The sequence below is a fragment of the Paenibacillus xylanexedens genome, assembly GCF_007676705.1.
Classification (GTDB): Bacteria; Bacillota; Bacilli; order Paenibacillales; family Paenibacillaceae; genus Paenibacillus; species Paenibacillus xylanexedens_C.
The window spans coordinates 1,419,383-1,431,337 of the sequence record NZ_VEBF01000002.1; the positions used below are offsets into that span (position 1 = coordinate 1,419,383).

The following is an 11,955-nucleotide window of genomic DNA, read 5'->3' on the forward strand; positions in this document are numbered from 1 at the left end:
AACAGGGACCTCTCACCATGATCGCAAGGGGTCCCTGTCTATGAACTTGATATTAAGCATAATTTCGTTAAGTGATCGTAAGACCGCCGCTTGCATATCCGGCCAAGGTAGTAGCCACATCAATTCCAGCTGTTACTGATGCTGAGAAGACCATAAGCAGGCGGTCTCCGGCAGCTACCGGAATACTCAGTCCTGTAGTCAATCCGCTGGATATTGTGCCCAGTGCCAAAACGCCGGTCAGTGGAGGAGCCAAGGTTACCAATGCACCCGGTACAGCCGTAAAGGAGTTATTAGGTGTAGTGGAACGGAATAATTGTGCAGTTATGGTTACTGTAGATCCAACCAGGCTAAGTCCAGCTGTCGTGCTGAAATAAGCGGCCAGTGAAGTAATTGTTCCTGTACGCGATGCCGAGAAAGCAAAGTTAAGCAATGTGCCTGCAGCGCCGGTGAGATCGATAATTCCTCCGTTAACACTTACTCCTGTAGCATTGTTGCCAAAACCAACTAAACTGGAAGTATTCAAAAGTCCGCCTAATACCGTAGTCAACGCAACTGGAAGTCCAGATGCATAAGGAATAATTGCTCCCGAACCAGCCGCACCCGTTGCACCCGTTGCTCCGGTTGCACCTGCTGTACCTGTTGCTCCCGTCACTCCCGTTGTACCCGGTGTGCCCGTTGCTCCCGTTACTCCTGTTGTACCCGGTGCACCTGTCGCTCCCGTTACTCCGGTTGTTCCTGCTGAACCTGTCGCTCCTGTTACTCCGGTTGTACCCGGCGCACCTGTCGCTCCTGTTACTCCTGTTACTCCGGTTATACCTGGTGTGCCTGTTGCTCCTGTCATTCCCGTTGTACCCGGGGCACCTGTCGCTCCTGTTACTCCGGTTGTACCCGGTGTGCCCGTTGCTCCCGTAGCGCCTGTTGCTCCTGTTGCGCCTGTGGCTCCGGTGATGCTTGGGGTTTCACCCAGCAACTCGGAAGAAACCAAACGATGGGCTGTTACCAAAGAGCCTGTGCTGCTTTTACCCCATACGGATACTTGAATAGGATCATTAACCATCGTTGTTGTTGTAAACGTAAACTCGAAGGCATCCAGATTGGCATAATAGTTGTTGGTTATAACTTGATTTGGTGAGATGTCAAAAGACTCACTGACATACAAAACCCTCATTCCACCGCTCATGTAATACCCTTGTATCTGCACGGTTGAGGCTGTCACATCGCTACGGTTATCCATTCTGACTGTAACAGACTGAGTAGGTCTCACACCGCTAACAGCATTATTTTCTATCGGCCCTGTTGATAAAAAGCTCATCGCTACATCTCCTTTTTTGAGTAAATTTTATCTGTTAGATGTTCTTGACTGTTGTTTCGTGCGTCACAACACGATGTGCATCAACCAATTGTCCAGACGCTTGTTTACCCCACACGGAGATCCCTACTTCTTCTACACCTTCCGCACTTGTTTCAAAAACAAACTCAAAAGCATCTAAATCTGCAAAATAATCTCGGGTCACTGCTTCGTTAGCTGCAATACTGATCACTTCACTCACATACAGCGTTCTTATTGTGCTTAGCACATACCCCTGAATGTATACTGATATAGAGTCCACAGCAGCCCGATTTACCAATCTAATTGTTACCTGTTGTGTCGGTCTAACCCCGGAAACGGGATTGTTTTCTATCGGTCCAGTCGATAAAATAGCCATCTTTCCCATCCCACCTTTTTATGAACCTCTGACTCTAGCAGTATTTGGCATTAAGCTCACTTGATAGTAATATTCAGACCCTAAACCAACGGTGTGGACAAAACACAGGGGTCAATTCACCATTATTAATAAACAACAGATGTCTACGCCAGCGAGACCATTTTGTTTTATAATCAGGATCGATTCCAGAAAAAAGTAAACAACCGTTCCCCCATTAGATACAGGGAAACGGCCGCAGCTTAAGATTTCTTTTTTCGTGTCATAACGTCGATCTGAAATTGTACTATTGTGGCACAGAGCAGTGCTTGCCTGCTTTGCTTTATTCAGCAATCATCTTAGGAAACTCATCTAGCAACATATGGCTCGTTATCGACTTCATTCTGATACTTACGGATATAGCGAAGATACTCTTGAGCACTTTGGTTGATTTCTCCATCGGTTGCTTGAAATGAGGCACCGAAAACTGCAAAATACGGTAAAGCTACTGCCCCAACGTGATTGATACTCGCTTTGAAAGGTGCGATCACTTCATCTACAGTAAAGGAAACTGAACCATCCCGCGTGTAATTTACCTTTTTATCCCCAATGGACATGGCCAAGCCCAGCTTCTTCCCATGCAATTTATTACCTTTTGATCCATAAGCCCACCCATAGGCAAAAACATCATCAAACCACTTTTTCAACAAAGGAGGATAACTGTACCAATATAATGGAAACTGTAAGATGACATGGTCGTATGCCTCCAACAGCTTCTGTTCTCTGGAAACATTGATATGCCAATCAGGATATTCTCTATATATTTCATGGATTGTAATTTCGCTCGCATGCTGCCCTAGTTCCTGTTTCCATCGCTGATTCACTCTCGAATCGTCAATATTCGGATGTGCCAGAATGACAAGTGTTTTCATTGATTCCCTTCCTTTCTTCGGTCAAGAACGATATCTTTTTTTTTTGAATATCGCCATTATCATATAAGCCCGAGCAAAAGAAAATACACACAATAAAGTAAGATGGTTACTTCAAAGTGTGTATGGACTTCTTCCTCATCATCGTGAGAAAATATATATTTATACCCTATGAACAAGTAGCAGTATATACGAGGTGAGACGTAATGAAGCACTATAACCTTGGCATTGAAGCCACACTCGAGATCATCGGGGGCAAGTGGAAAGCGTTAATTATTTGTTTACTAATGCCCGGTGTGAAAAGAACAAGTGAACTGCAACGCAGCATACAAGGTATTTCGCAAAAAGTACTGATTCAGCAGCTGCGTGAGCTTGAACGGGACGGGATTGTCAGAAGGCATGTGTATCAACAGATGCCGCCCAAAGTTGAATATGGCCTGACCGAATATGGAATAACCGCCAACTCCATCGTCGATGTCATGTGCGCGTGGGGACGAGACAACATAGCACTTAGGCAACACCAAGGAGAAGATATCGTATTGTTGGAAGACGAAAATCCGACTTCGTAGAAATATCGACATTCCACATATCTTCATTCAAGCTTCATTCTTTCCCTTAACTTCTATAGTATGATGATGTGGACTTGCCAATAAATTATAGATACTGCGATTCCACAAGGAGGATGTCCATATGAAAAGTTATCTTGTGTTCGGTGCAAGCAAAGGATTAGGGGATGCCTTCGTCAGAGGTGTGCCCGAACAGGGCGATAAAGTCTGGGTCGTGTCTCGAAGCAGACCGGAAAGCCTGGATTTGAGTGATGGTGTACAGCGGATATGGATACAAGCTGATCTCTCTGAGCTAAGCGCCGCGACCATTGTCAAGGAACAGTTAAAGAATGAACCTTTGGATGTACTCATATACAATGTAGGCATTTGGGAGAAAGAAGGCTTCGAGGATCACTACACGTTCGACAAAGACGAGCCCGCGGATATCAGTCAGCTGATCCATGTGAATATCACTTCAACCATAGTATGTATTCAGGCATTACTGCCTCATCTACGACAATCTGCAGCGGGCAAAATCATTCTTATTGGTTCAACAGCGGGTCTGAATAACGCCAATAGTACACAAGTTTCTTTTGTCGCTTCCAAGTTTGCCATTCGAGGAATCACAGAAGCTTTGAGAGAACATACAAGACATGACGGCATTGCCGTTACATGTATTAACCCCGGAGAACTGGCAGCGGAGATCCCTTATGAGGAAGGCATGGACCGGGCTCTTGCTGAGTATGACGGGACACGTATTCCGCTTCAAGATATGGTTTCTATCGTTCGTTGTATCGTCAATTTGTCCAAAGCAGCCTGTGTAAAAGAAATTAATATTCCGGCAATAACAGATTTAAACGCATAATTGCAGTTCCGCTCCAATTATGAAGAACCTCATATACTCAAGGAAAAACAGATTGCTTTGATATCAGTAAAAGCCCGCGATCATCGCGGGCTTTTACCTTTATGCTATGGAATATAGTTCTAAATTGCTTCCAACGGATGAAGGTCGGCAAGTCTATACGACATTTAATCTCTTAGCTGCGTTTCACCGCCCCTGTATACAGTCCGACTCCGGTGCTGACATGTCACTTCGAAGCTGTTATTCGTTCCACCAGCGCCCGTAGTGAATAATCAGAGGTCGAACACAGCAGTATGCTTCCGGCTATCTGTGGCAGTGCTTTGTCATCATAGGGATTGCGCAGCACCAGATTCAACAATGGCTTAACCGCAGTCAGTGCTTCAGCCAGAGCCAGTTGACCTGTGAACAGATGGGCATTGAGGGTGCCCTGGATCACGACATCCGCAGTAGCAGCCTGCTGCACCAATGATGCAATCTCCTCCGCATCAGGCTTCATTGCGCAGCAGTGCGTCTCCACAGCCAAGCCTGCATCCTTCAACAAGGATGCCAGCTTGATCTCGGCTGCACCGCTGTTATCGGCCCGGGTCAGCTGCTCCTGCTGCGGCAGAATGAGCAAATATTTCAGCGAAGGGTTAAGCGGAAGCAGGCCTTGCGGGTCCCGACTAACTTTCACGGTCATACGAGCCAACTTCAGTGCCTGCTCCTCCCACTGTTCCCTGAGAATGGGCTTTGCAGCCGCTTGATACTGTTGGAATTTACCGTAGAGCTGCTGGATACGAAGAACTGACTCGTCGATTTGCGCCTCGTTGATTCGTCCATCCCGTACAGCGGCCAAAATACCCGCGATCACCCTACTTTGATACTCTGGCGTATGACACATCAGGATCATATCGTTCCCCGCATGAACAGCCAGTACGCCTACTTCATCCGGATTGAAATGATTGCGGATTGCTCCCATTTCAATATCATCAGTGCAGATTACGCCTTCAAAACCCAGCTTGTTCCGCAGCAGCTCCGAGGCAAAATAAGGACTGAGCGAAGCCGGAAGTCTGCCGGATTCCGGGATGTTCGGAAACACCAGATGCCCCATCATGATTGAGTCCACTCCAGCTTCTATCGCCTCCACAAAGGGGAGCAGCGGACCTTCCATTAACTGCTCAAGCGTTAGATCACATTCTGGCAGAACGATATGAGAATCTCCGCTCACTTGCCCATGACCTGGAAAGTGCTTTGCCGTCACGGCCACACCTGCTTCATGCATCCCCTGGATGAAGGAGCGGCCGAATCGTCCCACTAGCTGCGGGTCCTCTCCGAAGGAGCGAACACCCACGACCGGATTATCTATATTCGTGTTCACATCCAATACAGGTGCCCAGTTCATCGGAATACCGAGAGAATGCAGCTGACTGCCGATGAATTTACCGAGTAAATAGGCGGTTTCCGGGTCTTCGCTTAATCCAACTGCCCGGTTTCCCGGGATATAGGGAAAGAAGGTTTTGAACTTGGACAGGGTGCCTCCCTCTTCATCTACTGAAATATAATAAGGCAGCGGGCTTCCATGATCTCCGGCTATGTTCTGTACCTCTGTGAGTAGCGCAAGCGTCTGCTGCTCACTCTCGACATTATGGGGAAAGATGCCTATTCCGCCAAACCGCTGCTGCGCCATTCTTCCCCGAAATTCTGGCTCGGCGCGGGTAGATGGTGTGCCTATTACGCACATCATGGCTATTTTGTCTTCCAGACTCATCGTCTTCGGTTCAGATTCCGCATAGGTCGCATCCAGCCTCAACTCATGATATAGCGTGCGCTCCAAATAATCATGCAGATAGAACCTGGATTTTACAAAATGTTCCGCCATATCAGACGGCTGGTAACGCTCCAGCGCAGCTTTCATGCGTGGAAAAACCTCCTCGCGTCCACGGTGGTTTCTCGTGTAATTGTTTTGGAGTGAGCGCCACTCCGCCTCATCGCCGGGATACAGTTCCCAGCGGTAGGCGTATTTGTGAATTGCCCGCGAACGATCTGTCGCCACCTCAAAATCATGCATAATCGCAATCAGTTCCGCTTCTTCCTTATGCTCGCGCACCTCGTCCAGGAGCTTCCAGATCACCTCGTAATAATCCTCCAGTCGATAATTGCCGAGCCGATTATGTCCGGTAACCGGATCAATGCCATGGAAGCGTTCCAGGAATCGGTCGATGAAGGTTGAGGCATCCGCCTTGCGGTTCCAAGCCAGATCCGCATGCAGCAGCATGGGGTACCAAGTGGTTTCGAAAATACCATAAGGCACTCCGAGGCTGAAAGGCCCCGTCCAGTTGGTGGCAACAATGCAGTCAAGATCCAGCTTGCCTGCCGTCTCTGCCCACTGAATCAAGTTGTCCGTCCGGTTGGGCAGCACCGGATAATTCTGATGCTCCGCCCAGTCAAAGCTGCGGACGGCTGGAGCTCCCATGACATCAATGCCCAGCGACCTAAATTTATCCGCATGGGAAGTAACCTCCACTTCGATATTACGCCCGTTGTAGATCCAGATCATGGCCGCACTCCGCTGATCCAGTTTGGCCAGTTCCTCTGGCGGACATTTATCCAGCATGTCATGCCAGAAAATCGGCTGTTTCCCCCGCTCTGCCGTAAATGCGATCAAACGGTTCAAAAAGGCGATAAAGGCTCGTTCCCGCACACCTCCAAACTCGATTTTGCAGCGTTCGCATTCGCATAAGCTGTAGACCTCGTCACAGCCGAGATGGATATAGCGCGAGTCCGGATGCGCATCGATCATCTCTCCGAGCAGCGTGGTAATCAGTCCGAAGGATTCCGGGTGGGACGGGCAGATTTCCCCGGTGGACTGTTCTGTCTCGCGGAGATGCCTCCAAGCTTCGTGGCGCAGTACATATTCCAGATGTCCGAAGCTCTGCTGAAGCGGAATAATCTCCATAAAATGCTCATGGGCGTTACGCTTCAGTTCTTCCAGCTGCGAACGACTTAACGCATGCTTCGAATGCGCGAACTCGGGGTACGCCTGGAACGGAAATTTATCCTCATATTCAATCAGAACCGCGTTTGTCTTATAACGGGCAAATTCCGCCAAATATGCTGTCAGCAGTTCCGGCTTCGAGAACGTCTGGCGCAAATCCAAATTCATTGCCCGCACAGCCGTATCCGGCCAATCTGTTATGGACACCGCCGGGATGTCACCATCCGATCCACGCAGTTGTACCAAAGTCTGAAATCCGTAAAACAAACCCTCCGCATCTTGGGCGCAGACCTCAGCTCTTATGGCTGATACCTTCAACCTGTACCCTTGTGGGCGTCCTGCTAGGCCCAGGTCTGTCTCGCCTTCTTCGGTAAATGAACTGAAATCAGAGATGACCAAGCTCTTCTTTTGTGCTCCCAAGACTTCATGTACTGCATGGGCGCCATGGACCTCATGGTCTCCCTGCTGAATTTCCTGCCCTGAAAGACGTTCTACAATAAGCAAATAACCTTTATCTATCCTTGAGCATGTATATTTCATCCCCGGAAATGCCCGGCGGCAGTGGATTTCCAATCTGGGATCATCCTGCTCCATGTAAAGACTCAGTCTTGTCTCGCCATCCAGGCGCAAGGGGCCTCCCTCAATCGCTGCAATCTGCTTTGGTTGTGGTATCAAGCTCTGCATCGCTCTCCTCCTATTCGTTGCTCCGTGGACTCAACCGACCATTCTTCCAGCACTGTAAAACACTCAATTTTCCACCGTCCATGTTGAAGCTAACCAGATCCGCAGGTGCCCCGGTCTCAAGCCCTACAGCCTGTTCAAGCCCAAGCAGCCCGGCAGGATTCACTGAAGCGCAATCCCAGGCATCGGCAAGCCCGATCACCCCTGCTTCCACGAGATAGCCCACCTGTTCCGGCAGCATCATCGCCGAGCCAGCCAGCAGCTGCGGCTGTCCGGCAAGGTGCAGCCGACCTTCCGCGGTTAGCACTACATCTCCGCCAATGTGCAGTCGATACGACCCTGGTGGCATACCGCTCAGTGAGACAGCATCGCTGACCAGAACAGCATGGTTCCTCTTCATTCGGAGAATCACCGCCAGCACGGACGGCGGGAGATGATGGCCGTCCGCGATCATACAGCCATATAGTTCATCTGCCGCGAGCTGTTCCCACAGGTAGTTGGGATGCCGCGGAAGTGTCAGGTGAGTGCCATTGCCCAGATGCGTGGACATGACGGCTCCTGCAGCGACCGCTTCCCTGATCTGCTCGGGCGTTGCTGCCGTATGACCAATCGAGACAAGGATGCCGGATTCGCAGCACCGGGCGATAAATGTAGTCGCATTCGGCCACTCCGGGGAGAGAGTAATGATGCGAATCAATCCTTCTGCCGCTTCCTGCCAGCGGCTGAAGGTCTCCCAATTCGGGGGAACAATGTATTGCCGCGGATGCGCGCCGCGCGGGCCATCCTCCGGTGAGAGAAATGGGCCTTCCAGATGAATACCTGCAATCCCCCCGCTCGCATCCGGGTTCAGCCGAACAGCTTCCGCAATAGCGGAAGCTGCCTCAGCCAGCCGGTCGGAACTGTTTGTAATCAACGTGGGACAATAGCTTGTAACTCCCTGTTTTTGCAGCATCCGCGTCAGCTTCAATACCGTATCGGGATTCAACGGAGCTGTATTCAGATCCAGCCCCCAGCCGCCGTTCACCTGCAAATCGACCAGACCAGGGGCAAGCCAGGGAAGATGTTCCGCGGAAGGCGTCACGTCAAGCTCGGTAACGGCAGCAATGCGCTCTTCTCTGAATCTCACCTCAATGGGCAGCCCTGTCCGGTAGTGTCTCCCAACAATCGGCGCGCTCACAGGCCGAAGGCTTCCCGGTCCGTAAACATCGTAATTTTGGGATGTGTACGCAGGATGGTAGCTGGACATGCTGTACTGACCGGATCATATAATGCTGCTGCAAGCGCACTCCGCTTAGACATCCCTGGCACGATCCCGAACAGTTTGCTGCCTGCCATCAACGCCGGTACAGTCAGGGTCAACGCCTCCGCAGGCACGTCATCCAGCCGAGCAAAGCAGCCATCGTTTACCTGCTGACGGCGGCAGGCATCATCCAGCTTCACCGCTTTCACAAGCAGCGGATCTTCGAAATCGGCTACAGGCGGATCATTGAAGGCAATGTGACCATTTTCTCCGATCCCGAGACAGACAATATCTATGGGATCCACGCGTAACAGCTCTCCGTATCTCTGACATTCCTGCTCCACATCGCCCAATCCGTCGATCAGCTCCACCCGCCCAGGCTGGACCCGGCTGAACAGCCGTTCTGTCAAATATCGTCCGAACCGCTGGGGGGCCGTATCCGGCAGACCAATGTATTCATCCATATGAAAGGCACACACCCGCGACCAGTCGATGCCTTGCTCCATCACAAGCCCCTCATACAATTCATTCTGCGAAGGTGCTGCAGCGAATACCATGCGGACCCGGCGCCCTGAATCCTGAAGCAGCTGTCTTAACTCAGCTCCAACCGCAGCAGCTGCAGCTGCCCCCATCTGATCCCGGTCGGCATAAACCTGTACAGACATGCGCTCTACGACTCGCGACTCCAACGGTTTTATCATGCCATTTACGTTAATGCTCCTCATCCTCCTCCAAACAGCTTCTGGCCCGATGCTTCAATTTCCGGCATTTTGCATCAGCAGTGTTGTATGCGGAAAATCATGCTCTCCCGCATGGTAATAACCGTTATAACGGATTCTTCGTGGTTCAAAACCAACCTGCCTTTCCGGTATCACCGTCTCCGAAGCTAGCGTTACACTTCCGTCCGCTCCGGTGATTCCGCTGGTGTACCGTCCCGCAGCATAAGTGAATCTTCCCTCCACTTTCGCCCCTTCCAGAACCTCGCCCGTAGCGTAATCTCTAACCTTCATGTTGACGGATACTCCGGAACCGCTGTAAGCCAGATTCATGTCCGAGACAATCATGGGTTTCAGTATAGTACTTCCAGTGGTCGCCGACACTTCATCGGTAAGTGGTCCGATGTTGCCCTGCAAATCGCGGGCCGCAATCCGATAATAGTACGTTGTATCCGGCAGCAGTCCCTTGTCTTGGTAATTCAGGCCGCGAGCGAGTCCGACCATTTCCGAAGCGACAGGTGTGAAACCCTGAACAGTACTCCGATAAATCACATAGCGCTCCACTTCCATGTTATCTGAAGCTATTCCATATTTCAGTTGTACAGTCTGATAATCAATCGCCTCAACGAATGGCACTCCTGCAAGGGCAGAAGGAGCCTCCTGATCATCCGGAGCTGTCCAAAATACACAGCCCGGTCCCCAGTAAGAAGGCAGGGCCCGATAGGAATCATAGTGATGGACGGCAATGCCGCCGAAAGCGCTGCTCTGCTCGTATGCTGTGTATACCTTATCCAGCTCGGATTCCATATGACTGCGGCCTTCCTCCCAAAAAGTGATCGTCTCCGGATCGCCGCTATTCGCGATATCCAGCGTTTCCACACCAATCACTACGGAATTCGGCTTGCCGATCTGGTCTGCATAAGCGAGTTCTCCAGCGGCCCCGGCAATAATCCCTGCAGAGCCATCCGCGGTATCCCGGTAATCCATGATGGAGATATAGTCGGAGATATCTTGAACATGCTCGGACAGCCACTTGGTGGTGCCGTTCCACACAATATTCGCCCCTTGCTCCGAAGTGTCATACCACTTGGGCACAGCTGGGCCGAATGGCAGCCGGATCCCCGCAACATCGCGGCGATCAATCATCTTTTGCAGAACATCCAGGTATTCCTTCTGCAGGAATCGGCTTGGGTCTCTAAAGTCGGGGGAAATATACGGCTCAATATCCACATTGATGCCGTCGAATTTCTCCGTATCCGCCGCAGCAAGATTGTAATTAATAACCTTCTCCATTTCCTGCACCGCATGGCTGTGATATTTCTCGTATGCACCCATATAGGCCGGAGAAGTGCCGCCAGCAATTAATGCATGTACCTGCAGATTTTTGCTGTGAGCCCAGCTTATGAACGAGCGCAGCTCCACCTCTTGCTCTTCCAGCGCATTGTATCCGGCATAACTGCCCACTGCGAGATAAAGCGTCCGGACCGGCTCTTGGCCGAATGTCTGTGTGTCCGTGATGAAAGACTCCAGCACCTGGCGTGAGCCGGGGTTAAGAAGCAGCTTGTAGCTTTCCGGTTCCCAGATCCACATGGCCCGGTCCTGGCCGGGCAAAGACACTGCTGGTTCATGCGTCCCGTTTCCAACCTGTGCATACACCGTTGAACTATAACCATACCGTTCCGGTGCATTGGTCGCTCTGGCCTCCAAGCTGACCGTCCGATCGCCAAGTCCCGCCGTGTCCCAGGTGTATACATACGCAGAACCTTGCTGAACAGCCTCCTCCCAAGGTCCCCGGTTCACCCGTATCTCGACCAGCGTGATTGGGATTGGGGAGCTGGCCTGGACTGAAACCTCCACCTGACCGCTAAGCGACACACCTTCGGATGGACTTATAATCGTTACATCAGGGACAGCACCTGCCGGGTTATTCACTGTAAGGAGGGCGGGCACACCCCATACCCCGTAGCGAGAGGTCGTATCCAGCCCACGAACCACCAGTTCGACAGCCCCGTTATATCCCGAGGTATCCAGCATATAAGACCAAGTGCCGCTGTCATCCCCGTCCGGATCATCCATCAGCACTTCGTACTGAGCCGTTCCGTTCACATACAGCCGAATGTCGTACAGGTCGGTGTAACTGCCTCCGATCTCTACCACCCCTCCGTCCGACACATATCCACCCCCAGGTGCGTCCAGCGAGATTGAACCGGCTGCTCCCGCCTTACCAGGAAAGGGTATTCCAATCGATACCATACATATCAACAGAACCATGGCTAGCCTGAATCCGGAGTACACACGCAGATGCTGCTTTTTCATAAGCGAAGCC

The 11,955-nt window shown here is 51.0% G+C and carries 9 protein-coding genes; 2 read left to right on the plus strand and 7 right to left on the minus strand.

What is annotated here, in order from left to right; genetic code table 11:
- Positions 1 to 67 precede the first annotated feature (67 nt).
- The 3 genes from FS628_RS16365 to FS628_RS16375 all read right to left on the minus strand — a co-directional run bounded on the left by FS628_RS16365 (position 68) and on the right by FS628_RS16375 (position 2,614).
- Positions 68 to 1,312 (minus strand): exosporium glycoprotein BclB-related protein, encoded by a 1,245-nt coding sequence (locus tag FS628_RS16365; RefSeq protein WP_145323490.1) that lies wholly within the window; start codon positions 1,310 to 1,312, stop codon positions 68 to 70.
- Positions 1,313 to 1,346: 34 nt separating this feature from the next.
- Positions 1,347 to 1,706, minus strand: coding sequence for a hypothetical protein (locus FS628_RS16370; protein WP_145323492.1), 360 nt, complete (start codon positions 1,704 to 1,706; stop codon positions 1,347 to 1,349).
- 344 nt (positions 1,707 to 2,050) lie between these two features.
- Positions 2,051 to 2,614 (minus strand): NAD(P)H-dependent oxidoreductase, encoded by a 564-nt coding sequence (locus FS628_RS16375; RefSeq protein ID WP_145323494.1) that lies wholly within the window; start codon positions 2,612 to 2,614, stop codon positions 2,051 to 2,053.
- Positions 2,615 to 2,817: 203 nt separating this feature from the next.
- Here FS628_RS16375 and FS628_RS16380 point away from each other — a divergent pair, with 203 nt between their 5' ends.
- Both FS628_RS16380 and FS628_RS16385 read left to right on the plus strand, forming a co-directional pair.
- Complete coding sequence (locus tag FS628_RS16380) at positions 2,818 to 3,180, plus strand: winged helix-turn-helix transcriptional regulator (protein WP_145323496.1); 363 nt, start codon at positions 2,818 to 2,820, stop codon at positions 3,178 to 3,180.
- Positions 3,181 to 3,301: 121 nt separating this feature from the next.
- Entirely contained in the window at positions 3,302 to 4,021 is a 720-nt protein-coding gene (locus tag FS628_RS16385) for an SDR family NAD(P)-dependent oxidoreductase (protein WP_145323498.1), read from the plus strand.
- A gap of 223 nt (positions 4,022 to 4,244) precedes the next feature.
- Here the strand turns inward: FS628_RS16385 and FS628_RS32695 are convergent, their stop codons facing one another.
- From FS628_RS32695 to FS628_RS16410, 4 genes are read right to left on the minus strand one after another with little or no spacing between them, the layout of a single operon-like run.
- On the minus strand, positions 4,245 to 7,676 hold the full coding sequence (locus FS628_RS32695) for a glycoside hydrolase family 3 N-terminal domain-containing protein (protein ID WP_260871057.1): 3,432 nt from the start codon (positions 7,674 to 7,676) through the stop codon (positions 4,245 to 4,247).
- 10 nt (positions 7,677 to 7,686) lie between these two features.
- The gene (locus tag FS628_RS16400; protein ID WP_260871058.1) at positions 7,687 to 8,850 is read right to left on the minus strand and encodes an N-acetylglucosamine-6-phosphate deacetylase; all 1,164 of its coding nucleotides are present in this window, start codon (positions 8,848 to 8,850) and stop codon (positions 7,687 to 7,689) included.
- Entirely contained in the window at positions 8,847 to 9,614 is a 768-nt protein-coding gene (locus FS628_RS16405) for a glucosamine-6-phosphate deaminase (RefSeq protein WP_145324207.1), read from the minus strand. The genes FS628_RS16400 and FS628_RS16405 overlap by 4 nt, the downstream gene beginning before the upstream one ends.
- 54 nt (positions 9,615 to 9,668) lie before the next feature.
- Positions 9,669 to 11,945: an Ig-like domain-containing protein gene (locus tag FS628_RS16410; protein ID WP_145323502.1), complete on the minus strand. Its 2,277-nt coding sequence runs from the start codon at positions 11,943 to 11,945 to the stop codon at positions 9,669 to 9,671.
- Positions 11,946 to 11,955: the final 10 nt, after the last annotated feature.